Annotated in this window: 21 protein-coding genes; 9 read left to right on the top strand and 12 right to left on the bottom strand. The window is 63.7% G+C overall.

Features of this window, described 5'->3' with window-relative positions; all coding sequences use genetic code 11:
* The first annotated feature begins 1 nt into the window (after nucleotide 1).
* The 3 genes from ACX80Z_RS04515 (at nucleotide 2) to ACX80Z_RS04505 (ending at nucleotide 2251) form a co-directional block, all read left to right on the top strand.
* Nucleotides 2-1210: an MFS transporter gene (locus tag ACX80Z_RS04515; RefSeq protein WP_459315036.1), complete on the top strand. Its 1209-nt coding sequence runs from the start codon at nucleotides 2-4 to the stop codon at nucleotides 1208-1210.
* A gap of 101 nt (nucleotides 1211-1311) precedes the next feature.
* Complete coding sequence (locus ACX80Z_RS04510; RefSeq protein ID WP_459315035.1) at nucleotides 1312-1962, top strand: hypothetical protein; 651 nt, start codon at nucleotides 1312-1314, stop codon at nucleotides 1960-1962.
* Nucleotides 1955-2251 (top strand): transcriptional regulator, encoded by a 297-nt coding sequence (locus tag ACX80Z_RS04505; protein ID WP_019482195.1) that lies wholly within the window; start codon nucleotides 1955-1957, stop codon nucleotides 2249-2251. The genes ACX80Z_RS04510 and ACX80Z_RS04505 overlap by 8 nt, the downstream gene beginning before the upstream one ends.
* 69 nt (nucleotides 2252-2320) lie before the next feature.
* On the opposite strand, the gene ACX80Z_RS04500 is transcribed toward ACX80Z_RS04505, so the two are convergent.
* Nucleotides 2321-4561 (bottom strand): putative bifunctional diguanylate cyclase/phosphodiesterase, encoded by a 2241-nt coding sequence (locus tag ACX80Z_RS04500; protein ID WP_459315034.1) that lies wholly within the window; start codon nucleotides 4559-4561, stop codon nucleotides 2321-2323.
* 338 nt (nucleotides 4562-4899) lie between these two features.
* Here ACX80Z_RS04500 and ACX80Z_RS04495 point away from each other — a divergent pair, with 338 nt between their 5' ends.
* Entirely contained in the window at nucleotides 4900-5958 is a 1059-nt protein-coding gene (locus ACX80Z_RS04495) for a LacI family DNA-binding transcriptional regulator (RefSeq protein ID WP_459315033.1), read from the top strand.
* Here ACX80Z_RS04495 and ACX80Z_RS04490 read toward each other — a convergent pair.
* On the bottom strand, nucleotides 5944-7197 hold the full coding sequence (locus ACX80Z_RS04490; RefSeq protein ID WP_459315032.1) for a glycoside hydrolase family 32 protein: 1254 nt from the start codon (nucleotides 7195-7197) through the stop codon (nucleotides 5944-5946). The two genes, ACX80Z_RS04495 and ACX80Z_RS04490, sit on opposite strands and share 15 nt — an antisense overlap.
* A 120-nt stretch (nucleotides 7198-7317) precedes the next feature.
* Between ACX80Z_RS04490 and ACX80Z_RS04485 the strand changes: the two genes are divergently transcribed.
* The 5 genes from ACX80Z_RS04485 to ACX80Z_RS04465 all read left to right on the top strand — a co-directional run bounded on the left by ACX80Z_RS04485 (nucleotide 7318) and on the right by ACX80Z_RS04465 (nucleotide 14973).
* Nucleotides 7318-8634 (top strand): ABC transporter substrate-binding protein, encoded by a 1317-nt coding sequence (locus ACX80Z_RS04485; protein ID WP_459315031.1) that lies wholly within the window; start codon nucleotides 7318-7320, stop codon nucleotides 8632-8634.
* Nucleotides 8635-8717: 83 nt separating this feature from the next.
* Complete coding sequence (locus ACX80Z_RS04480) at nucleotides 8718-9713, top strand: carbohydrate ABC transporter permease (RefSeq protein ID WP_156808985.1); 996 nt, start codon at nucleotides 8718-8720, stop codon at nucleotides 9711-9713.
* Complete coding sequence (locus ACX80Z_RS04475) at nucleotides 9710-10657, top strand: carbohydrate ABC transporter permease (protein WP_019482200.1); 948 nt, start codon at nucleotides 9710-9712, stop codon at nucleotides 10655-10657. The genes ACX80Z_RS04480 and ACX80Z_RS04475 overlap by 4 nt, the downstream gene beginning before the upstream one ends.
* A gap of 222 nt (nucleotides 10658-10879) precedes the next feature.
* Nucleotides 10880-12787 (top strand): amylosucrase, encoded by a 1908-nt coding sequence (locus ACX80Z_RS04470; RefSeq protein ID WP_459315030.1) that lies wholly within the window; start codon nucleotides 10880-10882, stop codon nucleotides 12785-12787.
* Between the two features lie 23 nt (nucleotides 12788-12810).
* Nucleotides 12811-14973: an alpha-galactosidase gene (locus ACX80Z_RS04465; protein ID WP_459315029.1), complete on the top strand. Its 2163-nt coding sequence runs from the start codon at nucleotides 12811-12813 to the stop codon at nucleotides 14971-14973.
* A gap of 66 nt (nucleotides 14974-15039) precedes the next feature.
* On the opposite strand, the gene galK is transcribed toward ACX80Z_RS04465, so the two are convergent.
* The 10 genes from galK to ACX80Z_RS04415 all read right to left on the bottom strand — a co-directional run bounded on the left by galK (nucleotide 15040) and on the right by ACX80Z_RS04415 (nucleotide 26312).
* Nucleotides 15040-16197, bottom strand: a complete 1158-nt coding sequence (gene galK, locus ACX80Z_RS04460; RefSeq protein ID WP_459315028.1) for a galactokinase — start codon at nucleotides 16195-16197, stop codon at nucleotides 15040-15042.
* Entirely contained in the window at nucleotides 16194-17342 is a 1149-nt protein-coding gene (galT, locus tag ACX80Z_RS04455; RefSeq protein ID WP_024477193.1) for a galactose-1-phosphate uridylyltransferase, read from the bottom strand. Before galT ends, galK begins: the two co-directional genes overlap by 4 nt.
* Nucleotides 17339-18154, bottom strand: a complete 816-nt coding sequence (locus tag ACX80Z_RS04450; protein WP_459315027.1) for a DeoR/GlpR family DNA-binding transcription regulator — start codon at nucleotides 18152-18154, stop codon at nucleotides 17339-17341. The genes galT and ACX80Z_RS04450 overlap by 4 nt, the downstream gene beginning before the upstream one ends.
* 220 nt (nucleotides 18155-18374) lie before the next feature.
* Nucleotides 18375-19055, bottom strand: coding sequence for an SDR family NAD(P)-dependent oxidoreductase (locus ACX80Z_RS04445; RefSeq protein ID WP_019482205.1), 681 nt, complete (start codon nucleotides 19053-19055; stop codon nucleotides 18375-18377).
* A 35-nt stretch (nucleotides 19056-19090) separates the two neighbouring features.
* Nucleotides 19091-19774: a PspA/IM30 family protein gene (locus tag ACX80Z_RS04440; RefSeq protein WP_459315026.1), complete on the bottom strand. Its 684-nt coding sequence runs from the start codon at nucleotides 19772-19774 to the stop codon at nucleotides 19091-19093.
* 20 nt (nucleotides 19775-19794) lie between these two features.
* Complete coding sequence (locus ACX80Z_RS04435; RefSeq protein WP_116778418.1) at nucleotides 19795-20394, bottom strand: hypothetical protein; 600 nt, start codon at nucleotides 20392-20394, stop codon at nucleotides 19795-19797.
* 55 nt (nucleotides 20395-20449) lie between these two features.
* The gene (locus ACX80Z_RS04430; RefSeq protein WP_459315025.1) at nucleotides 20450-22321 is read right to left on the bottom strand and encodes a glycoside hydrolase family 13 protein; all 1872 of its coding nucleotides are present in this window, start codon (nucleotides 22319-22321) and stop codon (nucleotides 20450-20452) included.
* Between the two features lie 3 nt (nucleotides 22322-22324).
* Complete coding sequence (locus ACX80Z_RS04425) at nucleotides 22325-23266, bottom strand: sugar ABC transporter permease (RefSeq protein ID WP_019482210.1); 942 nt, start codon at nucleotides 23264-23266, stop codon at nucleotides 22325-22327.
* Nucleotides 23266-24864, bottom strand: a complete 1599-nt coding sequence (locus tag ACX80Z_RS04420; RefSeq protein WP_459315024.1) for an ABC transporter permease subunit — start codon at nucleotides 24862-24864, stop codon at nucleotides 23266-23268. The genes ACX80Z_RS04425 and ACX80Z_RS04420 overlap by 1 nt, the downstream gene beginning before the upstream one ends.
* A 149-nt stretch (nucleotides 24865-25013) precedes the next feature.
* Nucleotides 25014-26312: a sugar ABC transporter substrate-binding protein gene (locus tag ACX80Z_RS04415; RefSeq protein WP_459315023.1), complete on the bottom strand. Its 1299-nt coding sequence runs from the start codon at nucleotides 26310-26312 to the stop codon at nucleotides 25014-25016.
* Nucleotides 26313-26465 lie beyond the last annotated feature (153 nt).

Here is a 26465-nt window from a genome sequence, read left to right as displayed (position 1 = left end):
GATGACCCCGCCCGCGATGTGGGACGGTCATGCAAAAGGGAGCCGAGCGTATAACCGGATGCTCTGGGCCCTGTTCTTCGCCGGAGTGGCTACCTTTTCCCAGCTGTACTCGGTGCAGAGCGTGCTCACGAGCATCGCCGACGGCTTCTCCATCTCGGCGGCGCAGGCAGCTCTCACCGTGTCTGCCGCCACCATCGGCCTCGCGCTGGCGGTCATCCCCTGGTCCTGGGTAGCCGACCGGGCAGGCCGCAAACGCACCATGACCTGGGCCATCAGCGCCGCCGTCGCCTTCGGGCTGTTGGTTCCCCTGGCACCCACCTTCGAGCTGATGCTGGCGCTGCGGTTCCTGGAGGGCACAGCCCTCGGCGGCATCCCCGCCATCGCCCTGGTATACCTCAACGAGGAGGTGCAGCGGTTACACGCCGCCGTCGCCGCGGGGACGTATGTTGCGGGGACCACCATCGGTGGGCTGTCCGGGCGGCTGGTGGCGGGCCCGGTGGCCGACCTGTTCGATTGGCGCGCCGGTGTACTGGCCGCAAGCCTCATGGCAGCGCTGGCGGCCGTGGCCTTCGTGTGGCTGGCCCCCGCGCCGCGACGATTCACCCCCGTGGTCAGGGGGATCGGACCGAAGCTGTCTGAACGGATCGTCCACAACCTCAGGTCGCCGAGGCAGCTCGGCCTCTATGCCCAGGGATTTTTGCTGATGGGCGGGTTCGTCGCGGTGTACAACTACCTCGGCTTCCGGCTTGAGCTCCCGCCATTCGGCCTCCCCGTCGCGGTGATCAGCCTGCTGTTCCTCGCCTACCTGGCCGGAACCGTCACCTCCCGGGTGGCCGGAACCCTGGCCGTCCGGTTTGGCCGGCTTCGGGTGATGCTGGCCGGGATCCCGGTGATAGTCATCGGCCTGCTGATCACGCTCACCGATTCGCTGCCCCTGATTGTCGTAGGTCTGGTGATTTTCACGGGCGGGTTCTTCACCGTTCACGCGGTGGCTGCCGGGTGGACGCCGCGACTTGCTGCGCTGGGCAGCGCCCAGGCGTCGAGCCTCTACAACTTCTTCTACTACGCCGGTTCCAGCCTGATTGGCTGGATCGGGGGATTCTTCTTCGGCGGTTTTGGCTGGGCTGGCGTTGTTCTCTTTGCCAGCGCGCTGGCGGTCGTTGCCGGCCTGCTCGCGGCGTCGACCCTCCGCGGCGCGCCAAACCACTAGCCCACCAGATCATCCCGCCCCCCTCTTGCGCACAGACTGGTTTGCGTGACAAACTAGTTTGCATAATCGGTTAGCGCGTAGTCCAGACCAGGGGGAACCAAATGATTACTCAAGCACCCGACGGCGATCAGCCGCTCGATCTCCACAACGCTCTTCGCGTGGTGAAGAGCGCCGAAGACACTGCTCGTCGTGAGCTCCGCGGCAATGAAGCCCTGCTGTATCTGGTCTGGGGGCTTTCCTGGCTGCTGGGTTTCGGCACCCTGCATGGCTCCCGCTTCGGGTGGCTACCGCTCAATCATGAGCCCGCGCTAGCCATCTTCGGCGGCTTCCTGCTAATCGCCATCGTGATCACGATTGTCACTACCGGCCGTTACAGCCGTGGGATCCGAGGGCACAGCGCGTTCCTCGGCGCCATGTACGGCGTTGCCTGGGCGCTGGGGTTCCTCGTCATGGGCACGTTGAGTGGAATCATCGCCAACGTCGTCGACGACTTCTGGGTCCGTGGCATGCTGATCAACGGCATCGCGATTCTGATTGTGGGACTTCTTTACATCACCGGCGGAACCACCTTCAACGATAAAACCCAGTCCCTCATGGGCGTCTGGTTCCTGGTCATCAACATGGTGGCGTTGCTGAGTGGGTCCGAGCACTATCTCACCGTGTTCTTCATCTTCGGTTCTGGCGGCTTCCTGGCGGGCGCCGCGGTGGAAACTGTCCGCCGTCGTCAGCAAAGGCAGCTGACCCATGCCTGAGCTGGACCCCATCATCCATGCCGAGGCCCGCCTGCGAGCCATCACCACTCTCAACGAAGTCGGCGAGCGGGACCGCATTGCCTTCACCAAGCTGCGCAAGATCCTGGACATGACAGCGGGCAATCTGTCGACCCACCTGCGCAAGCTCGAGGAGGCGGGGTATGTGGAGATCACCAAGACCATTGAGGGGCGCACTCCCGCCACCTATGTCGCTATCACCGTCAAGGGTAAGGCGGCTTTTGCCGACTACCGGAAGGCCCTGCAGGACCTCCTCGCAGGACTCTCCTGATCATTCGACAGGAGCCACAGTGACCCGCTGAGCCGCTTCGGCGGCTCTGCCTTAGAGGGGCCGACGACGTCAGACAGGATCGGCTGCCAGCCGACGACTGCCCAGCCAGGCGTCGAATGCCTCAGCGGGAATGGGCCTGCTGAGGTAATACCCCTGGATCAGGTCGCAACCCTGGCGGCTCAACTCGGTGAAGGCGGCTTCGTCCTCGACCCCCTCTGCCACGATCCGCAGACCAAGGCTGTGTGCCAGGTCAATGATGGAGGCGACCAGCCCGGCAGCCCGCCGGTCCCGGTGCATCGGGGAGATGAAGGATCGATCCAGCTTGAGCTCGGCCACGGGAAGGTCCCTCAGATAGGCGAGCGAACTGTAGCCGGTGCCAAAATCATCGATGGAAATCTCGATCCCCCTCGCCCGCAATTCGCGCAGCACACCGACGGTGCGAAGACTGTCCAGCATCAGGACTTCCTCGGTGATCTCGAGCTGCAGAACCATCGGGGGCAGGTTGCGTTCGCTCAACAGCTGCGTGATCTGGTGTGGAAGATCTGGCCGGAGGCAGCTGGCAGACACGTTGACCGCGATCGTCAGATCCAACCCTTCGGACCGCCAGCTGACCAATTGGTCCAGCACCTGACGCAGGATCACCTGGGTAAGCTGCGGCATCATCCCCGCATCCTCGGCGAACTGGAGAAACGCCTTCGGATAGAGCAGACCCCGGGTCGGGTGGTTCCACCGCACCAGCGCTTCCGCATCGGTAATCTCGGTGCACCCTGGCCGGATCTTGGGTTGATAGTGCATTACCAGCTGACCCTCCGTGAGCGCGGCCCGCAGCTCCTGCACCGTACGGAAACGGATCTCACGGTGGTCGTTGTAGTCGAGGTGATACAGCTCGTGACTGTTGTGATCGCCTTTCGCCCGGTACATGGCGACGTCGGCACTCCGCAACAGCGAATCGAGGTTGGCCCCGTGTGCTGGGAACATTGCGATCCCGATGCTGGCACTCGTCTGGACCGAGACGGCACCAATAAGGAACGGCCTCGATAGTGAATCTGAGATTCGGGCTGCGACCTCGACCGCAGTCTCCTCCGACGCATCGTCCAGGAAAATCGCGAACTCGTCGCCACCAATTCTTGAAACCAGATCGGCAGTACGGGTTTGTTCGACCAGTCGTTGGGAGACCCGTTGCAGTAGCCCGTCACCAATATCGTGTCCCAGCCCGTCATTGACATCCTTGAACCTGTCAAGATCGAGCAGCAGAAGCGCCCCTCTCCGACCCGGTTGAAGCAGGAGGGAGGCGTCGGAGTGCAGGGCTCGCCTGTTCGTCAGCCCAGTGAGATCGTCGGTTCGCGCCAGGGTTCGCTGCAACCGGTGCCTGAAGCTCAGTGGGATGGCCGCCGCGGCCAGAGTCGAGCAGGCCAGAACGACGGCGAGCGCGGGTAGCGCGGTCTGGCTGGCCAGGATCAGAACGCCTAGAGCGGCAACAGTCGACACGATCGGAGCCGCGAGCGCTGGAATGCCGGCCGCGCCGCGATGCTGCGATCCTGACGGCTGCGATACTGACGGCTGCGCCACCCCATCGACCCATAGTGCGACCGCGATGACGCCCGTGGTCCAGCCCGCATCAGAGATCGAACCTATTGCATAGGCTCCGGGGTCCAACGCGTAAGCAATGTCGAAAGCAATGAAGAGCGCCAGCCCAGCCAGCAGGACCGGCCAGCGCCGGCCCAGGTCCAGCCCCCGCGAGGCGAGTATTCCGGCGATCAGGGCAATGATGACGATGTCCAGCAGCGGATAGGCGACGGCGATGACCGATTCAAGCGACACCGGCCAAACGGCTGCCGCGCTGAGGGCAGGGGCAAGAACAATTGAAATCACCGATGCTGCAGCCAGCGTACCCACCAGGCTGTCCAGCAGGACGGGCCAGACGAGACCCCGCATTTGACGGTAAACCACCAGGCCCAGCGACCCGAAAATCAGCGCGGCGAACGCGACGTAGCCGACGTCGGCCATAGACGCGGTCATCAGGGGTGCGCCGTCGATTGAAGAATAGGTGTAGATTCCGTCACCGATCCAGTAGGACGTGACGGCGCATGCTCCCAGCGTCACCTCCAGACGCCGATACCCAACAAACCGGGCTGCCCGCCAGCACAGCAGTACTGCCGCAGCCTCCGTGGCCAGGCCCAGAGTCGTGACGACTGAAGACCGCAGTATGCCCTCGCTACCCAGCCAGAGCGATACGACGTAGGCGGCCAGCAACAGCGCAATCAAGCGAAGCAGTCCCTCGTCGCGACGTCCGGGCTGAGCACTACCCAAACGACTGCCATGAAAACTGCTAGCCTGCTCCATCGTGCCCTGTCCGGTGGTTCCCGCCGTTGTGTTCACACAGCATAGGGCTAAAAAGATAGCTGGCCGCTAACTCGCAGAGCACGTGCAGTAATTGTTGCGATATGTCATCAACCGGGTCACACTCCACAATTACTCCGGTAACGCCGTGGTGAGATCTAAACGGACGATGGCGGCTTTTCCTGACCCGCGGGTGGAATACCAGCGGCAATACCGGTTGGGAATTGCCGGCTGGCGTGTGGCACAGGTCTCACGGTAAACGTTTTGGTCTACAGTGATCTGTACGAAGCGCATTGAGGGGAGCAACCGTGGCGTCTAGTGATGCTTTCGTCAAGCCTGTCGGAATCGAGGATGTTGCTCGAGCGGCCTCCGTGTCGATCACGACCGTCTCTCACGCCTTGAGCGGCAGGGGCAAGGTTGCTGAATCCACCCGGAAGCGCGTGCTGGAGGTCTCCCGCGAACTGGGCTATGCCCCGAACCGGATGGCCAGCGGGTTGAGGAGCAGGCGTTCACAAATCGTCGGCCTGGTATCCGACGACATTGCTACTACACCGTTTGCCACCGGTGTTGTCCTTGGCGCCCAGGATGCCGCGTCAGAGCGCGGCCAGCTTCTGGTGGTCGTGAACTCAAATCGCGATAGTGACATTGAATCAAAACAACTTGCCGCGCTCCTGGCCGCCCAGATTGACGCTGTCGTCTATGCACGAATGTTCCATGAGGATTCCAGCGAATTACCTCCGGAGCTTGATCGAATCCCGTCGGTGCTGGTGGACACTACCGACAGCCGCGGGGAGCTTCGCTCAGTGGTTCCCGATGAGGAGCAGATCGGTCGGCTGGCTACCGAAACCCTCCTGTCCGCTGGCCACACTGCCATCGCTCACCTCACGGTCACCGGGGCCGGGCGCGGCAAAACCGGGCGGGCAACGGGGTACGAGGCGGCGATGCGCGACGCCGGCCTGCAGCCCAGGGTCTTTACCGGCCAGGATACCGGCACCTCGGAATCAGGCCGTGTCGCCTTCACGCAGATGATCGAGTCGGCTTCCCAAGATGTCACCGCTGTGTTCTGTTTCAACGATCCGATGGCGATGGGCGTGTATCAGGCGGCCATGAGAATGGGTGTGAGTATCCCCGCGGATCTTTCCTTCATCTCCGTGGACAATTTCGAGCCGGTCGCCGCGGCGCTACAGCCGGGCCTGACAACTGTCGAGTTACCCCATTACGGTATGGGGAGGTGGGCAGTTGATGCGGCGCTGGCGGAGATGATATCGGAGCGACCCGCTGCCCCGTTGGAGACCCGGCTGCCGGGCAAGCTGGTGACCCGAGAGTCGATTTCAGCGCCTCGCGTCGGGGACCTATTCCCGCGCTAGCCGATACACCGTCACGTCTGCACCCACAATGGTCCATGACTTCTCCAGCGCCGCCATCGGTGCGGCGAACACGCCGGCCCGCGAACAAACTTCGACCACGGGCCCGTCGACGATGATGCGAATGTCGCCCGCCCACGGGAAGCTGTATTCCTCATTCTGCAAACAGACCGCGAGATGAGTTGAACCGCGCTCGAAGGAGAGCACCGCGGCATGGTCCTGCCTGATTTCGAAATGATTCTCAGCCGATGCAGGCCAGAGGATGTCGTACGCCGAACCAGGTAATGTCTCCGATCGAGGTCTGTCGGGGATTTGATAGTTATCAAGGTCGGGATGGGGTGTGAGCATCAACGAATCATCCTCGATCGAAATGCGATACGGAATCGAGTGAGCACCCATCCACTCCGTGCCGGCAATCTCACGGAGCCAGAACATCATGCAGGGCTTGCCCTCGGCGTCCTGGAAGGTTGTTGCCGCGTACGGCGAGGGCCCGTAGCTGAGTCGCCGCCAGGTGCGCACGGTGAAGACGCCGTCGGCGAAGTTACCGAGGGCGTAGACGACGTCGACGAGGACGTCGTCATCCCACACGGAGACGATGAGCGCATGCTGCCCATCAATTTCCACGATCTGGGGGCACTCCCACATGGCTCCGCTCCATAGCGGACGGTTTTCATTCGTCGAACGGCTGAGTACAGGGCCATCCTCGCGCCAGGTGACACCGTCAGTGGACGAATATCCCAGGGCGCCAGCCCGGCCATCCGCGAAGGCGGCACCAACAATCATGTGCCAGCCGTCAGCTGAGCGGATGAAGGACGGATCCCGGAAAGCGCTTAGACTCTCCACCACCGGCGGGGACAGCACGATGGGACCCTTTTGCCACTCAATCCAGTCATCGTCAAGGGGGGTCGCCGTCCGCACCGCACCCAGCGCCGGATGGTCACTGGTCACTGACGTATAGAAAATTGTCGGGGTTCCTGCTGCGTCGATGATGAGCGAGCCGGACCAGACACCGTCGTCTCCTTCCCCGGGCACCAGGGCAGGCTTCAGTTCCTCGAGGGAGAACAGGTCCGGGCCGCTGGCGTGGCCCCAGGAACACCCCAGCCCCCAGGCCGTTTGCCCAGGGACGTACTGGAAGAAATGGTGGTACCGGCCGTTGGCGAAGGTGATCGCATGGGGATCGTTGATCCACCCCTGCGAGGTGAAATGAAACTTTGGACGCGGCAGCGCAGGGGCAGGTTCCATGGTTCTCCAATCGTTATGTTCCTGAGACCTAAAACGTTTTGTCTTTGGGTGTGATTTTGGTTACAGTCGTTCAACACCAAACGTTTTGGTTATAGTACTCGTCATTGAAAGGACGAAGCGATGAAGCTTCCTAATAAGATCGCCGGCTCACTGACTGTCGCAATAGCGCTCGCCCTCACCGGTTGCTCCGGCGGCGGCGGCGGCGAGGATGGCGGTGGCGACGCCAAAGAAATCACGATTCTGGGCGCGTTCACCGATGTGCAGGCCGCAGCGTTCCAGGCGGATCTCGACAAATGGTCGGAAACGTCTGGCGTCAAGGTCACCTACGACGGCAACACCGACTTCCAGACGGCCGTCGTCTCGCGTGCCAGTGCCGGAAACCCACCCGATATCGCGATCTACCCCCAGCCCGGCGTCCTTAAGAGCCAGACCAACACCCTTTACGCGCTTGAGGACCTTGGCATAGACGTCGACGCGATTACGGCCGACCAGGCAAATGGACTGGGCACTATCGCCCAGGTTGACGGGAAAACCTACGCACTGCCCTACTCCATCAACGTCAAGTCACTTGTCTGGTACAACCCGAGTGCCTTCGAAGCGGCAGGCCTCAGCATCCCCAGCACGGATGAGGAATTGACCGAACTGCAGTCCACCATCATCGACGAGGATCTCGGTTCGCCCTGGTGCGTGGGGATGGAATCGGGTGCAGCCACCGGCTGGGTTGCAACAGACTGGCTCGAAGAGTATGTGCTGCGCTACGGCGGCCTCGAGGAGTACAACGCCTGGATTGCAGGCGACGTGACTTTCGACAGCGATCTCGTGAAGAAGGCTGGCGAAAAGGTGGCCAGCCAACTGTTGGAAGAGGGAAAGATCAACGGCGGCGGTCCCGCTGCTGCGACGACATCCTTCCAAACCGCCGGCAACCAGCTCTTCGCTGATGGCAAGGACAACGGCCAGTGCTTCATGATGCGTCAGGGTTCATTTATTTCTGACTTCTTCCCCGATGAAATCAAATCCCAGATCGAAGCGGGCGACCTGTCCAACATCGACTTCTTCCAGCTCCCCTCCCCCGAAGGCACCGATGCAGCGATGCTTGGTGGTGGAGACCTCGTCGGAGCGTTCACCGACTCAGATGAAACCAAGCAGGTCATCGAGTACCTCGTGGGCAAAGATTTCGGCACCAATGGATACGCCAGCCAGGCAATCTTCCTTTCCCCGCACAGTGACTTCGATGCCTCGAACTACACCTCGGAATTCCAGAAGAAGGCACAAGACCTCCTCGCCGAGTCGTCAGTCTTCGGCTTCGACGCCTCCGACCAGATGCCCGGAGAAGTTGGCGCAGGAACCGAATGGACGCAGCTGACCAACTGGTTCTCAGGCCAATCCTCCATGGAGGAAGCCTTCACCGCCATCGATGCCTCCTGGCCAGACCGATAACCACCTCCCAAGCGGCCGGGGGCCGATATTTGGTCCCCGGCCGCCTCGGCTCATCCTCGTAGAAACGTCAGGTGGTCCAAGCGATGCCCATCTTCAGCGCACTCATCTCCGTGGTCCTCGGACTCGGCATATCACTACTGATCTTCTGGAGCCTGAACTGGCTCGTCGAGCAGTCAAACAACAAGTGGAAGTCCCGGCTCCTGCCGTACGTCTTCCTAGCCCCCGTCTTCGTGCTGGTGGCAATATTTCTCCTCTACCCGGCTCTGCGCACCATCGTGCAGAGCTTCACCCAAACCAGCCTGAGGCGTGGTGAGGGCGACACTTTCGTAGGTTTCCAGAACTACCAGGAGCTGCTGACCGACCCAGGGTTTCTCGGTGTTCTGCTCAACAACCTGCTGTGGGTCCTCGTTGTCCCTGCAGCTACGGTTGTGATCGGTCTTGCCGTTGCGATCCTCACGGACAAGTTGGGGAAACGCCGGGAGACCACCTTCAAGGCAATGATCTTTGTGCCCATGGCCATCAGCGGCGTCGCAGCCGCGGTCACCTGGAGGTTCATCTACTTCTACGCCCCTCCCGGCAATCCGCAAATCTATCTGCTTAACTCGATCTGGACGGGCCTCACCAATCAGGATCCGGTGCCTTGGCTGACCCTGGACGCGGGTCGTCTCAACAGTTTCCTGATCATGTGCATCGCTATCTGGCTTTATGCCGGCTTTGCCATGGTGCTTCTCTCAGCTGCCATCAAGGCCGTTCCTGAAGAAACCATCGAAGCAGCCCGGTTGGACGGGGCCAGCGAACGACGCGCCTTTTTCCTCGTCATTGTCCCGCAGATTCGCGGCACGATCCTGGCGGTCTTCGTCACCGTTGTCATCTTCGTCATGAAGATCTTCGACATCATCTATGCAATGACCGGAGGCCAGTACAACACCAGCGTGCTTGCCGTGGACTTCTACTCGCAGCTCTTCAGCTTCCAGAATCCCGGCAAGGCTGCCGCTGTGGTCATCCTCCTGATGATCGCTGTGGTCCCCCTCATCGTTTATCAGATCCGCAGCTATAAGGCGCAGGAGGAACTCCGATGACTCTCATCCCTACCCCGGTCGTCGACGAAACCAAAGGCCGAACAACCGTCGATGTCCACCGGAAGAAGCGGCGCCTCAATGCAGCAGGCGAAGCGCAGAAGCCCCACATCATCACCACCCTGATCATGGGGGCCATCGCCCTGATCTGGCTTTTCCCCTTGCTCGGACTGCTCATCACGAGTTTCCGCACCAAAGCCGGGGTCGACGCGACCGGATGGTGGACTGTCTTCGTCGATCCTTTCGGCCAGGGGTGGACGGGACAGAACTTCGTTGATGCGTGGGCCGCTCTCGATGTTGGAACCACGTTCTGGAACTCAGTGGCCGTTACCGTTCCTGCCACCGTGCTACCTGTCATGATCGCGGCGATGGCGGCCTACGCCTTCACCTTCTTTCAGTTCCGCGGTAAGGAAATCTACTTCGGCATCGTGCTGGGGCTGATGGTCGTTCCGGTTCAGCTGGCCATCATCCCCGTCCTCCAGCTGTTCGTCCGGTTCGGCGAAATTACCGGGATCCAGATCATCGGTCAGTACCCGGCAGCGTGGATCGTGCACGCAACGTTCGCGATGCCGCTGGCGATCTACATGCTCCGAAACTACATGCAGACCCTGCCCAACTCACTCATCGAAGCAGCCAAAATCGATGGGGCCAGTCACTTCCAGATTTTTTGGAAACTGGTCGTCCCGATGTCCGTTCCAGCTCTGGCATCATTCGCAATCTTCCAGTTCCTCTGGGTGTGGAACGACTTCCTCGTCGCCTACATCTTCATCCAAAGCGGAGATAACGCCGTGATGACACAGGGGCTGTACACACTCCTGGGTCAATACGGGCAGGGCTGGCAGCGCGTCGCGGCAGGTTCCTTCATCACCCTCGTCGTGCCTCTGCTCATCTTCTTCGGACTGCAACGGTTCTTCGTCCGCGGACTAACGGCCGGGTCCGTGAAGTAAATCCTCGCGGGTGCAGCGCGTGGGCCAGGTTTGACCAGCCGCAGGCACTCAACGCAGCAACCGCAGCGCAGTTGACGCAGAAAAGTCTGGCCGCATCGAGGAGTGTGCGGCCAGACTTTCGTCATCCGAGGACCTACCCCGGGCGAGTCGCTGTATTATTTTCTGGCCGCCTGTACATCCGCGCGCATCCTCATCAGGTGCCACCGAGTAATAAGGAGAACTGTGCCGACCACCGCTTCAGGTCTGCCTGATGACCATTTCCAAAAACAGTTGCTGTCCGCGCGGCGGCCTGCGACGTCGGATGCCGACTGGCAGTCCTTTGAGGCGCGGTTCGACCGGGAATTCTCCCGATTGCGATCGCTGTTTCACCGCATCTACGGGCCGGAGGCGGACGCCGAACTGCTGCAGGTGGTACTCGACGCCGCCGCGTCGTGGCAGGACCGCCCAGCGGATCTGAAGGGCATCGACGCCGCCCGCGCCATGACCCCGGACTGGTTCCAGTCCCACCGGATGCTCGGTGGCGTTTGTTACGTGGACCTCTACGCGGGGAACCTCGCCGGCCTGCGCGAGCGCATCCCCTACTTCCGGGAACTCGGCTTGACCTACCTGCACCTGATGCCACTGTTCGCGGCACCGGCAGAGAACTCCGACGGAGGATATGCGGTCTCCAGCTACCGCGACGTCGATCCGGCGCTGGGCACCATGGACGATCTGGCGGCCCTCGCCCGGGAACTGCGCGACAGCGGCATCGCCCTCGTGGTCGACTTCATCTTCAACCACACCTCGAGCGAGCACACCTGGGCCCGCAAAGCCATCGCCGGGGACCCGGAGTACAGAGACTTCTATCTGATCTACCCTGACCGGGAGATGCCCGACGCCTATGAGCGGACCGTCCGCGAGATCTTTCCCGATGACCACCCAGGGTCGTTCGTCCAACTCGAGGACGGACGATGGATTTGGGCTTCCTTTCACTCCTTCCAATGGGACCTCAACTACCGCAACCCACGCGTCTTCCGGGCGATGGCCGGGGAGATGCTGTACCTCGCCAATCAGGGCGTGGACATCATCCGGATGGACGCCGTTGCCTTCATCTGGAAGCAGCTTGGCACCACCTGCGAGAGCCTGCCCGAGGCGCACCTGCTACTGCAGGCCTTCAACGCGGTTTGCCGACTCGGCGCGCCATCCCTCCTGTTCAAATCCGAGGCGATAGTGCACCCCGACGAGGTGGTGCAGTACATCGACCCGGGCGAGTGCCAGCTCAGCTATAACCCGTTGCAGATGGCCCTCATTTGGAACTCGCTCGCCACCCGGGAGGTCTCCCTGCTCGCCCAGGCCCTCGAACGCCGGCACAGCATCCCGGCGGGCACCGTGTGGGTCAACTATGTGCGCAGCCACGACGACATCGGCTGGACCTTCTCCGACGAAGAGGCCGCCGAGCTCGGCGTCAATGGGCATGACCACCGCCGGTTCCTCAACGCTTTCTACGTCAACCGGTTCCCCGATAGCTTCGCCCGCGGAGTCCCTTTCCAAGACAACCCGCGTACCGGGGACTGCCGCATCTCCGGCACCGCGGCATCCCTCGCCGGGTTGGAAGCAGACGACGACGCCGCCGCTGTTGCACGCATCCTGCTCATCCACTCGATCATCCTCAGCACCGGCGGTATCCCGCTGCTCTATCTGGGCGACGAAGTCGGTCAGCTCAACGACTACTCCTACCTCGCGGATCCGGCCAAGGCCGGCGACAGCCGCTGGGTGAGCCGACCCGCCTACCCCGCAGACCGCTACGCGACCCGAACAGACCCCGGCACGGACGCCGGGGCGATTTACACGCGGCTGAGACACCTCATCAAGGTGCGGAAGCAGACACCAGAATTCGGCGGCGGACAACTCGTCCCGTTTAGCACCAATAACCCGCATGTCCTCGGCTACCAGCGCCCCGGCCTGCTCGACGGTGAACCCTCGACCGTCGTCGTCTTCGGTAACTTCGCCGACACCCCGCAAAAGATCACCGCTGACACCCTCTCGGGTCTCCCCGACACCGCGCTGGAACTCATCACCGGCGAACGCTGCCGCCTGCACGCACCCCTGACCCTGGAACCCCACGGCGTGCGCTGGTATCGAACCCCATGATCCCTTTTCTGAAAGAATGTGCAATGCCTATCCACTTATCAGCGGCGGACACCAGCGTAGTAATCGACGCCTCCGGACCCGGCGTCCCGACCATCCTGCACTGGGGGCCGTCCCTGGGAGCCTTGAACGAGCAGCGGCTCTCAGCACTTGCGGCATCTCTGGTGCCGCAACGCGTCTCCGGGGGCCTCGATGTCCCAGCCCAGCTGTCGGTCATTCCGCAGGAAGCGTTTGGCTGGCAAGGCACGCCAGGTTTCACCGGCCACCGGCAGGGGGCGAATATCTTTCCCGCGTTCCGCCACGTTTCGCTCGAGCAGACAGAGGTTGCTGGCGGGCAGGAGGTGGTGTTCACCGCTAACGATGAGGTTGCCCGCCTTCGCGCTACCGGGTCGATCAGCCTCACCGCCGGCGGTGTTCTGCGTCAACAGCTGTCGGTGACGAACACTGGTGACTCCGACTACGAGGTACGGTCGCTGCTGGCATCCGTGCCGTTGCCCGATTCAGCGGTCGAGGTGCTGGATACGACGGGGCGGCATCTGCGCGAACGGAGCCCCCAGCGCCACCTGCTTACCCAGGGAAGCTATCGCAGGGAAAGCCGGCGCGGTCGACCCGGCGCTGACGCCAGCCTCGTGCTGGTCGCTGGCACCCAGTCCTTCGGATTCGAGACAGGTCTGGTGCACGCCATACATCTGGCCTGGAGCGGGAATCATCAGCTCAGCGCCGAGAAGACTCCGACGGGCCAGGCATTCCTCAGCGCCGGGGAACTGCTGCTCCCGGAAGAGATCGTCCTCGCGCCAGGCGAGACGTACACAGCCCCGCTGATGATGGCGTCCTGGGGGCACGGCCTCAACCAACTGTCCGCCCGCTTCCATGACGAGGTCCGTTCCCGCCCCGCTCACCCCTCGTCCCGCCGCCCCGTCACGCTCAACACCTGGGAGGCCGTGTACTTCAACCACGACCTCAACCGCCTTACCCGCCTTGCCGACAAGGCAGCCGCCCTGGGCGTGGAACGGTTCGTCCTGGATGACGGCTGGTTCGATGGCCGCCGCGATGACACCTCCAGCCTGGGCGACTGGTTTGTTGACCCCGAGGTCTGGCCCGACGGTCTCACCCCGCTCATCGATCACGTCCGGGGCCTCGGCATGGAATTCGGGCTTTGGTTCGAACCAGAGATGATCAACCTCGACTCCAAGCTCGCTGTGAACCACCCCGACTGGATCATCCAGGCCGAGGGGAGGCTTCCGGTCCCGGGCCGCCAGCAGCAGGTCCTGAACCTCGCGAACCCGGCCGCCTACGACTACATCCTGGAATGCATTGACACGATCCTGAGTTCCCACGACATTTCCTACCTCAAGTGGGACCACAACCGGGACCTGCTCGACGCCGCAGACGCTTCCACCGGTCACGCGGTCGTCCATCAGAACGTCGCTGCCGTGTACCGGTTGATGCGCACGCTCAAGGACCGCCACCCTGGGCTGGAGATCGAGAGCTGTGCCTCCGGCGGAGCCCGCGTGGACCTCGGAATTCTCGACCAAACCGACCGGATCTGGACCAGCGACTGCATCGATCCCCTCGAGCGGCTGACCATCCAGAAGTACACCGGACTTCTGGTACCTCCCGAACTCATGGGTATGCACATCAGCGGTCCGACCTCCCACTCCACCGGTCGAACCCATACCCTGCCCTTCCGGGCAGCGACAGCGATCTTCGGTCATTACGGCATCGAATGGGATATCTCCACACTCACCGCGACGGAGACAGCACACCTCAAGGGGTGGATCGACCTCCACGTCCGGTGGCGGGACATCCTCCACACCGGCATCATCATTCACACGGACCTGCCGGATCCGGCGATGGACCTGCGCGGAACGGTCGCCTCCGACCAGTCCGCGGCCCTGTTCGCCTACTCGCTCACCGCCTCCAGCGCGTCCTACCCGCCGGGGAAACTCACCTTCCCCGGCCTTGACCCGGACCGCTCCTACACGCTGCGGCTCGCCAGCCCCTACACGTCCCTTCCGGGCAACGGCCAGTCACCCCTGGCCTGGGCCGAAGCAGCTCTGACCGGCACGCCACTGGAGTTGACCGGGACCAGCCTCGCCCATGTCGGCATCCAGGCACCCGTCCTGTTCCCCGAGCAGTCCATCCTGATCGAACTTCATGCGACCGGAAGCCTTGGCGCAGCTGACTGAACCAGGCGGGCGCTTCACCCCAGGCTTCACCCCAGGCTTCGCCCCAGGGAAAGCCTGGGGTGACAGTCAAGCGATGCGGGCAGCTCCTGCGCCGGGCAGGACGCTGAAGATGACCGGCGCCCGGAAACGGGCAGCGGAGAAGGCATCCTCGACGGCCGCCCGGATGGTGGGTACGTCCTCGACGGCTACAAGCGCGATGGCCGCGCCGCCGAAGCCGCCGCCGGTCATGCGGGCGCCCAGTGCGCCGGCGTCGAGGGCCGCGTCAACGGCCGTGTCCAGTTCGGCACAGGAAATCTCGAAGTCGTCCCGCATCGATGCGTGACTGGCCACCAGCAGCGGGCCGAGCGCAGCGGGTCCCTCGCGGGTGAGGAGCCGGACGGCGTCCTGAACCCGCGCGTTTTCCGTCACGACGTGGCGCACCCGGCGGAACGTCTCCTCGTCGAGGACACCGGCAGCTTCGGCCAGGTCTTTGACTGATAGATCCCGGAGGGCGGGAACGCCCATCAGCTTGGCACCGAGTTCGCAGGAGCGGCGACGCGCCGCGTACCCGCCGGTGGAATGCGAGTGGCTGACGCGGGTGTCGATCACCAGCAGTTCCAGCCCGGCGGCCTCGAGGTCGAGGGGGACCAGCTGGGACTCCCCGGAGCGGCAATCAAGGAAGACGGCGTACCCGGCCTCGCCCAGCAGTGACGCCGACTGGTCCATGATGCCGGTCGGCGCTCCCACCATCCGGTTCTCCGCCAGTTGCCCGATAGCAGCAAGCTCCTGGTGGGATGCCCCCGCCTGAGCGAGCTCGTTTGCCGCGACGGCGACGGAACACTCCAGTGCGGCGGAGGAGGAGAGCCCGGCTCCCACGGGGACGGAGGAGTCGACCAGGAGGTCCATGCCGGGGCAGCGGTAGCCCGACTGTTCGAAGGCCCACAGGACACCGAGCGGATACGCAGCCCAGCCCTCGACACCGCCTTCGGCCAAGTCGTCGAGGTCGGCCGTGACGGCGTCGTCGTCGGGGGCGAAGGTGGACGCGACCCGCACCCACCGGTCCCCGCGGACAGCGGCCGCCACCGTCGTCGAGTGCCGGATGGCGAAGGGCAGGACGAAACCCTCGTTGTAGTCGGTATGTTCACCGATGACGTTGACGCGTCCCGGCGCTGACCACAGACCATCGGGTTCAGTGCCGAACCGGTCAGTAAAGGCCGCCGCGAGGTCGTGCGGGGTGGAGGTCATGCGTGGTCCTTCCGGGCTGAAACGGCAGCAGCGTTAGTGGCGGGCGTGGCGCGGCGGAGTGCCTCCGCGACGGTTTCCGGGGTGGTGTCATTGATGAAGGCGCCCATCGCGGCCTCGGAGCCAGCGAGGAACTTCAACTTGTCGGCGGCCCGCCGGGGCGAGGTCAGCTGGAGGTGCAGGTAGCTCGCGGGCCGTAGCCCGTCATCAATCGGTGCCTGCTGCCATGCCGCGATGTACGGCGTGGGGGTGGGGTAGAGGGCGTCGAGCCTGCCAAGGAGCTCCAGGTAGACGGTGGTGAGTTCGTTCCGCTCCTCATCGGTCAGTCCCGCCAGATCGGCGACCTGCCGGTGGGGTACCAGGTGCACCTCGAGGGGCCACCGTGCCGCGAAGGGCACGAAGGCGCTGAAGTGTTTTCCCTCGAGGACCATGCGGTCCCCAGCGCTCCGCTCGGCGGCCAGGGCATGGCCCATGAGGGTCTGCCGCCCGCCCGAGGCTTCGAAGAACGCCGCTGCCCGCGCCGCGAGGGTCGCGGCCCGGGGCGGGATGAACGGGTAGGCGTAGATCTGGCCGTGCGGATGCAACAGTGTCACGCCGATATCGGCACCGCGGTTCTCGAAGCAGAAGACCTGTTTGATTCCGGGCATCGCGGACAGCGCCTCGGTGCGGTGCGCCCAGGCGTCGATGACCGTCCTGGCGCGCTCCGGGCTGAGTGAGCCGAAGGATCCTTCGTGCGCGGAGTCAAACGCCACGACCTCGCACCGTCCTGACGCTGTCGCCGTCGTGCCCCAACCCGGCGTCTCCGGAAGCCCGCCGAGATCGGGGCCAAACGAGGAAAAGCGGTTCTCGAACACGACGACCTCGTAATCAGAGGCTGGAATCTCCGAGCGGTTCGCCGGCGTCGTCGGGCACAGCGGGCACTGATCTGCGGGCGGCAAATGCGTGCGCGACTGGCGGTGGGCGGCGACGGCGACCCACTCGCCCGACAGCGCGTCGAAGCGCGCGGTACCGGCGGCTCCGCGGGGTGGCAGCCCACGCGTGTCGCGGGTAGCTGCTGCGTCACGGTGTCGCGCAGCGCTATCCTCGTGCGCGTCGAAGTAGATCAGTTCGCGCCCGTCGGACAGGCGGGTAGGGGTGATGGATGTCATGGGCGCTCTTCCAGATGAGGATCGAACAGGTGGGGGTCGGGAACGGGTTCGCGGAGGATGCGGGTGAGGGCCCCGTACTCGCTGTCGGGTTGCCGGTCCGTGACCAGGGCCGCAGCCGTGTCCAGCGGAGCGACTCCGGCGAGGCTCACGACGCCGATTTTCGTGGCGTCGGCGAGCACGACGAGTCTGCCGCAGGTGCGCGCGAACGCCTTGTTCGTGTCCGCCTCGGCGAGGTTCGGGGTGGTGATACCCGCGGCTGCGTCCACACCGTGCGCTCCCATGAAGCACAGGTCTGCGCGCAGGGAGGCGATCGTGTTCGTGGCGAGGGGTCCCACGAGCGCCTTCGACGGAGTGAGCTGACCCCCCGAAAGCAGGACCCGCGGTGCACCGTCGCCAGAGGTTGCGCCATGCAAGCGGTGCAGTTCGTCCGCCAGGGGAAGGGAGTTCGTGATGACGGTAAGTCCAGGCACGCGGAACAGGAGTGGGGCCAGGGCGAAGGTCGTGGTGCCGCCCGTGATGGAGACGGTCATGCCGGGTGCAAGGAGGGAAACCGCAATGGCCGCGATCTGCTGCTTCGCTTCCTTCCCACGCATCCTGTTGGCGTCGAACCCCGGCTCCACCGCACCGATCGTGCCGGGACGCACGGCACCGCCATGCACGCGCACGAGCGCCCCGCGCGTTTCGAGGACATCGATGTCCCGGCGGATTGTCATCTCCGAAACGCCGAGGGCCAGCGCGAGTTTGCTGACCCGCACCGCAGGCCGGCGAGTGAGCCTGTCGAGGATGGCGGCATGGCGCTCGGCTGCAAACATGATCCTCCTACCGGCTGTGTGGGCGCGTTGGCACTGCGTATCAGCGGATCACGACACTGCGAGAAGCGAACGGGTTCGCGCGGAAACGAACAAAATCTATCATGGTGAACACGGGAAGGGAATAGGCGCTTCCCACTATCCGCTGGTGAGAGTCTCTGTGCCTCTCGGTCCCGACCTCGCTTGACCCCGGGATCGGCGGCGATGCCTTCCCGTGGAACGGTTAGCTGAAGGCGGCCGCTGGCAGGTCCTTCTCGCCGTTCACGATGGCCGCCACGATCCGTTCCGCGACGGCTTCCGGGTCCTTCCCTTGCGGAAGGCGAGGCGCGGATCCTGCTATCGCGCGGTTCACCAAGCCCGTCTCGGTGTGCGGCGGCCGAACATCGATTACCCGGATGCCCTGCCGCCGGGTTTCCAGCGTCAACGCTTTACCGAACGCGCTGAGCGCAGCCTTGCTGGCTGAATAGGCTGCCATGCCGGCGGTGGGGCTCTCGGCCACGACGGCGCTGACCTGAATCACCACTGAGTCCTTGTGCAGCTGCGGCAACACCGCCCGGATGAGCCGGATGTACGCCATCAGGTTCACCAGAAGGAGCTCGTCCAGGGTTTCATCGTCGAGCTCCGCGGCTGGGCCGAAGGCCACCACACCGGCGGCGTAGACCAAACCGTCAAGATCCTCGCAAGCGTCCGCGATCTCAGCTGGCGCGCCGGGATGCGTGAGATCGGCTGGGATGGTTCCGGCTACCGAGGTCCCGAGTTCTTCGGCCAGGCTGTCGAGCTTCTCAGTGGACCGTCCGGAAAGGGTCACCCGCGCCCCGGCTGCTACGAGTTGCCGCGCCACGGCGGCGCCGAGCACCCCAGTTGCGCCGATGACCAGGAAATGGTTGCCACTGATTGTTGTCATGCCGCCGAGTCTACCCACGCCGCCCGGGTTGGGGCCTAGTCGCGGGGGTGGTGGTTCTTCAGACGGTCCAGTTCCCGTTCGGTGGCCGAGCTGGCTTCGAGTTCCTCGAAGGCTTCTTCCACCCGCCGCGAGTTGGGGTCCGTCCAGGACAGCTCGTCGTGGGCGGCGGCCTGCGCCTGGACGCGTCGCGCTTCCAGCTCGGCCTGTCGAGCTGCGGCTTCGGCTCCCGCCGCTGCCTGCCCGGACCCGGTAAGTGCGTCCTGCATGCCAAGTTCGGCCTGGGCGGCACCGTGGCGGGCCTTCAGCGTTTGGTAGCGGATGCCGTTGTCTTCCACCCGGGTTTCGAGCCGCTGGAGGTTGGAGTCGAGCTGGCGCACCTGGGTGTCGAGATCATCCCGCTGACGGGTGAGGGTTTCGAGGCGCTTGGTGACGGCGAGACTTCGCCGCAGTGCCGCCCGGGCGGCGTCGTCGTCGCCCGCGTTGACCGCGCTGGACGCGCGGCGCTCAAGCTGGTCGAGCTCCGCCCGCGCTTCGCCCGCGAGCAGTTCAAGGCGGTGACGGTTGGCGGCCAGATCAGCAACACTGCGGCGGGCCTGATCCACCAGGTCGAGCTGCTGCCGGTGCGCTTGTTCAACGGTCTGGATGGGGTCGGTGGGCTTCTCCTTGGCAGCGGTCCGGTTGGCCCGGACGATGCGGGAAATGCGGCGGCCAATTGACATGGTGGTGGTTCCCTCAGCCTCTACTGGATTTGGTCGGGGGTGCCGTAGGACTTGCTCCACGCCTGCAGCACATTGATTTCGCGTGTGAGGTGGGTGCTGGCCCGCTGGATTTCGTTGGCACCGGTGGGCTGGCCCGCCTGCATCAACGACCGGCGGAGGTCAGCGGAGAGAGTGCCGTAGGACTGGACCTGCTCCCCAATCCGGCCGGCCAGATCCCGTTTGAGCTGCCGGTCGGGTTCGCGCTCGGCCATTCGCAGCTGGTTCTCGAGTGCCCGCTCCGCACGGAATAGGTCCTCGGCAACGATGGGAAGTTCACCGATCGGGCCGCCGCTCCCGGCTGCAGCATCGAGGGCCCGGCGGGTCGCCTGACCGGAGCGCCGCAGGTCCAGACGCAGCCGCGCGATCCGGCGGACGCCGTCGTCGACCGCGTAGGAACGGGCGGTGAGCACCCCGTTGGAGAAGCCGCGCTGCACCACACCGGAGCGACGGAGCCGCCGGACAATGATCCAGGTGGCGAGGGCCATGCCGAGGCCAATCACCAGCAGCGTCGCCCCACCGATCAGGAGCAGCTGCACGAGCGTTTCACCGAAGTCACCGGCGTCGGAGAACTGTTGAGGCATACCCCCAGTCTGCACCGTAACGGCAAGGGTTTCCAGCGGGGCGCCAGATGTACGCTCAGGGCAGGACCAGCCCTGGGAAGCGCCAGACCTGAACGCTGGGGCCCCTGCCCGAGAGCACTAGCATCTGATCTGCCAGCACTCCGGTTGCGTCCGGCCACCCCAGGGCAACCTGTTCGGCATCGGACCACAACCCCGGCAGGAGACCCAGCGGAATCGTGACGCAGTCGTAGTCCGCCCTCGCCGCTACGATCACGAAGCATTCATGCTCATGCTCCCGGGCGAGCACAACCACGTCCCGCGCAACAGCTAGCCAGCGCACCGTGCCCTCCAGGAGCGCCGGAGACCCCGCCCGCAGCGAGGCTAGCGCTGCAATGAGGGCGCGCAGATCATCGGGCCGGTCGGCGGATCCTTGCCACGGCATTGGCGTACGGGAATCCTCGCCGTTGCTGCCGCGCAGCCCAAATTCATCGCCGGCAAAAAGAGTGGGCAGGCCAGGTAGCAGGAACACCAGGGCCATACCGACGGCGGGGCCGCCCTTGATCATCACGGTTCCTGCCCGTGCCGTGTCATGGGTGTTCAACGCGCTCATATTCTGGGTTCGTGCACGCCAGGAGAAGCCTGCAGAGAGGGCGAGGTGCGTCGCCACAAAACCATGACCGTCGATGCGCGGAATGCCGGTGATAGGGGTTCCGAAGAAGTTGGCTACCGCGTCTTCACGTGCAAGCCACTGCCACAGTGGCCTGGTGAAATTGGAGTAGGTCATGGCTCCGTCCCACGCCTGGCTGGTCAGATTCTCGGTGGCATCCCCGGTGGATTCAGCGAGGAGCAGCAGTCCCGGTCGCACATCGTCCATGGTGGCCCGGATCAGCGCGGCGATCTGATGGTTCATGTCCACGTCTGAGTTGCGTCCCATCATGTTGGCCACGTCGATCCGCCACCCGTCCAGATTGAACGGCGGCAATAGCCATTTCGCCACCACCGAGTCCGTTCCCTCAATGAAGCGCCTGCGCAGCTCCTGGGAGGCCCAGTTCAGTTTGGGCAGACTCGGCACGCCGAACCAGCAGGCGTAGCCGGCGGATTCCTCGTCGAAGTAGTAGAAGCCGGCCTCGGCGCTTGTCGGATCGGCGCGTGCCTTCTGGAACCATTCGTGTGCGTCACCGGTGTGGTTGGCCGTCAGGTCACCGATCACTGCGATGTTGCGGGCGTGGGCTGCCTCCACCAACCGGATCAGGGCGTCATCCCCGCCCAGGAGGGGATCGACGACGTCGAAGGTTGTTGCGTCATAGCGGTGGTTGGAGCGCGCAGGAAAGAAGGGAGTCAGATACAGGATAGTGACACCAAGATCGACGAGGTGGTCGAGCTTTTCGGTAATCCCGTCAAGGTCCCCCCCGTAGACCTGCCGCGGGGTGAGCTCCCCTCGGGGCTCAACCGGGTCTTCCCAGGCACATGCCACGGCCCAGCCGGGGAGGTCCGCTGGTTGCTGCGTCTCTGACCTGGCGAAACGATCAGGGAAGACCTGGTAGACCACCCCGCCCCGGGCCCACTCAGCAGGGGCCGGCCGGCAATGGATGACGAAATCGTCCCGGTCTGGGGTGTCCCAGGGGGATGCGCCGGTGGCGGTCAACCAGGACCAGCTGGGGCCTTGGGCCTCAGCCCCCTCGAGCAGGAAGCGGTACCTGAGTGTCGGATTGACCACTGTGACGTCTGCCTCCCACCAGGACCAGCCGTCGACGCTCAGGAGGCTCCGGGCCTGGTCATAATGTGGTTCGCCGTCCCTCAACGACCGAAGGAATACCCTGCGCGGTGTCCCCCAGTGCGCGGGAACCCGCAGCCGCAGGGCAAGGACATCGCCTACTACCGGTGACTGATTCCTGACGTATTGTGGCGAACCGTCGTGGTGGGGCGAGCTCAGGGTTGCATCTTGCACGGCTCAGCCCTTGACTGAACCGGCCACGAGACCGTTGGTGATGTACTTCTGCAGGAACAGGAACAGCGCCATCACCGGAACAGCGGCGAGGACTGCGCCCGCGGCGAAGACCCCCCAGTTCTCGGATCGCTGCTGCGCTACATAGGAGTAGAGGCCCACGGCGAGGGTCTGGGAGTCCGGGTCGGTCAGGACGACGCTGGCAATAACGAATTCGCTGCTCAACCCGATGAAGGCAAGCAGACCAACCACCGCGAGGATGGGCGTCACCAGCGGGAGGATGATGGTGAAAAAGACCTGGACGTGGCTTGCTCCGTCGATCCTGGCTGCCTCATCGAGCGACTTGGGCACCGTGTTGAAGAACCCGTACATGAGGTAGGTGTTAACCCCCAGGGCCCCGCCGAGGTAGACCATGATGAGTCCGAGTTGGCTGCCGAGGCCCAGCCACGGCACGATATCCGTGATGGCATTGAGCATCAGGAAAATGGCGACCACAGCAAGCAGCTGGGGGAACATTTGCAGGATCAACAGGGTAAGCAGGCTGATCCTGCGCCCGGTGAACCGCATGCGGCTGAACGCGTAGGCAGCAAGCGCCCCCAGGAAAACTGTCGCAGCGGACGTGACCACACCGATGACCATCGTGTTGATGAACCACCGGCCAAACGGCCGGCTCGGGTTGGTGAACAGCGCTTCGAAGTTGCCGCCGTCAATCTGGCTGAACAGGGCGTTGGAACCGACCATCGTTCCGTTCGAGTTAAGGGCCGCTGAAAGGACATAGATCAGAGGGAACACGGCAAAGAGGGTGGTCACCACACCCACCACATGCCGCCACCCTTTATGCCTGAACCATTGGCTGAAGGTGCGCTGGCGACGCTCGGGGATCTTGCCCGTGGATTGCGGGTGGGGTTCGGCGACGGCGGTCGCCCGGGGCTCGGTGAATGCAGTCATCAGTTGATGTCCTCCAGTGCCTTAGTCTGCCGGAAGCTGATGGCCGAGACCACGGCGACGATGATGAAGATGATGATGGATAGGGCGCTGGCCAGGCCATAGTCACGGCCCACCCCGGTGCCGAAGGCGATTTCGTAGACCATCGTGATGAGGATGTCCGTGTGCCCGATGTTTGCCGTCGTGTTGCCGAAGCGGGGCCCGCCGTCGGTCAGCATGTAGATGACGTTGAAGTTGTTGAAATTAAAAGCGAAGCTCGCGATCAGCAGCGGCGCCACCGAGACGAGCAGCAGCGGCAGTTTGATGGCGGTGAAGGTCCTCCAGGCCGTGGCGCCGTCCATGCGGGCCGCCTCGTTGACCTCCTCGGGCAAGGATTGCAGGGCGCCCGTGCACACCAGGAACATGTAGGGGAACCCGAGCCACAGGTTGACGACGAGCACACTGACCTTCGCCAGCAACGGGTCGGTCAGCCACGGAATGTCCGCTCCCCCAAAGAAGGTGTTATTGACGAAACCAAATTCCGGATTGAGCAGTCCGGACCAGACAAGACCGGCGAGGAAAGCCGGAAAGGCATACGGAAGGATCATCAGGATGCGATAGACCCGCTTGCCGCGGAGGTCGGGAAGATTGAACGCGTTGGCGAGGAATAGCCCCAGTGCGAAGGTGGAGAGAACTGAGACGATCGCGAAGGTGAAGGTCCAGAGAACCACCTGCAGCAGCGGTCCCCGGATGTTCTGGTCGGAGAAGGCCTTGGCGAAGTTGTCGAACCCGACGTTCACTTTCCACCCAGTACTGAGCTGCTCACCGTCAGCCGAGGTGAACGAGCCCTCGCCCGAATCGGTGTAGGTGGCTCCGGTTTCGAGGTTGGTGAACGTGCTGGTCGCCTCATCAAAACTGAGCGAGGGACGGTAGACGTAGGCGCTCGATCCATCGCTTGTCTTTAGGCTGCCGTCCTCGGGGTCGTCTGAGAAAGGGACGGTGACTGCCAGGATGTCGGCCTGGTTCGTGAGGATCTCAGCGAAGCCCAGTGTCCGGTACCCCTCCAGTTCCACTGCCCTGCCCGTCGAGTCCGTGACGGCCTCGCTCGCGTCTTCGAGCGGCGAACCAGTGGTGCCAACGGACACGTCGCCGTCGGGATCGGTGGCGAGGAGGTGGAGTTCGCCGTCGCGCTCCAGGATGGAGACGCGGTAGGCAGGCGAATCCGGCACCCGTTGCTGCGCCGACAACTGGATGGCGCTCACGGCGTCGGCTTTGGTGCTGTTGTGCCCGTCGCCGTAGTTGGTGAACGCGACGTACCCGCTGTAGAGCATCACAAACACCTGGAAGAGGACCAGGAAGAAGATGCCCGGTGCGAGGTACTTTGCCGGCAGCCCACCCTTCCTGAGATAGATCCAGTTGATGAGCAGTGTCACCGACGCGGCGACGATCAGGATTAGCCACTTCTCCTGAAAGAAGAGGGTAATCATGACGTACACGGCAAAAGCATCCACCAGGCCAAGTAGCGTGATTTTGACCAGCAGCCCAAAGGTGGAATCTGCGGTCGAGCCGGGCTTCTTCCGGGGCCGCGTTGTGGACCGGTCGGGAGGGGCGAGGGTAGACATCGAAAAGGCTTTCGTTGGTAGGCCGAGGGCGGCCGCTGCGGTGAGGTTATCCGCCGCGGACCGGGGAAGGGCACCGGCCCGCGGCGAAGAGGTTGCTGCCGGAGCAGCCAGGGGTGGCGCCCGCCCAAGGAAGGACGGGCTCCGGGTTGTTACTGCCCTGCGATCTTCTCTTCGATGTTGCTGACCATGGTGGTCCAGGCAGCCTCAGGATCGCTGCTGCCCTTGATCAGGGCGAGCTCGGTTGCTCCCCAGTCAGCCCAGACGGCCTGCATTTCTGGCAGCGCTGGCATAGGCACACCATTGGCTCCGATCTCGCCGAATGCTGCAACGATCGGATCCGAGGACGCCTTGTCGAAGCTGGCATTGAGGGCCGGTGGGCGCCCCCCAACGGCGTACATCGCGTCCTGTGCTTCCTCGGTGCTGAGATAGTTGACGGCAAACTCATTCGCCGCGAGCGCGTTGGCGCTCTTCGAGGAAAGGAAGAATCCGTTGACACCAATGAAAGGCTGCGCGTCTTCCTCCCCGACGGTGGGAAGGTTGTCGACAGCGATGTTCAACCCTGCGGCCTGGGCATCGGGCACGTTCCAGGGACCGGTCAGGAAGTAGGGCGACTCGCCCGCGTTGAATTTCTCCTTCGCGATATCACCGGTGATGTTCGAGTTGATGATCTTCGACCCTTCGTCACCCCATTCGACGAGCTTCTTCGCGAACTCGACGCCGTTGGGCTCGCCCAGCAGCAGTTCGTCCGCGTTGTAGCTGCCATCGTCGTTCTGGCCGAAGACGGGGACCCCCATCGAGGTCTGCAGCGGGTACAGGTGGTACGGATCGCCCTGCTTGGGATCCATGCCCACCAGGAAGGGGTATTCGGCGTCGCCCGCGGCGACGGCGGCCTCGCCGTTCGCGATGACCTCGTCAAAGGTGGTTGCTGCCTCGGGCACCAGGTCGGTGTTGCGCAGCAGCGCAATGTTCTCCAGCGCGTAGGGGACGCCGTAGACGCTGCCGTCGTAGGTCATCGCCTGGATGGCGGATTCCTGGAAATCCGCCGCTTTGTCGCCAAGCTCCACCGGCGCCACCACGCCGTTCTGAACGAAAGTGCCCAACCAGTCATGTGGACCCACGATCAGGTCTGGACCCTTGCCGGTGGGCACCTGGGTGATGAAGTCATCACGTACTGCGGCGAAGTCCTTGACCGCGAGTTTCACTTCGATCCCAGTGTCCTCTTTAAAGGAAGCGGTGATCTCCTCAAGGGCGGGTGCACGCTCCGCGTCAACCCACATGGTGAGCGTCGTGGCGCCTCCCTCTGAGAGGTTTTCCGCGGCGGGGGTGCTGCTGGTGCCGGCTGACTCGGATGCTCCTCCGCCACAGGCGGTGAGGGCCAGGACTGCAACGGACAGTAGCCCGGTGAATAGGGTGTGCCGACGCATCGGCTGGGTGGATCGCACCTTCATTGGTGTACCTTTCGTGAACGTCATCGGTCAGTGCCCGGCCATCGGAGCGGTACGTCCGCTCACCGGGAAACGTCTATGCCACAACCCGCCCGATCGGGCAGATCGTGATAAGAGTCACAACTGTAAACGCTTGCACAAAATATTCCAACTGTC

The organism is Arthrobacter sp. TMT4-20, assembly GCF_054510775.1.
The sequence above is the reverse complement of the archived record's forward strand: the minus strand, read 5'-3'. Positions and strand labels throughout refer to the sequence as shown.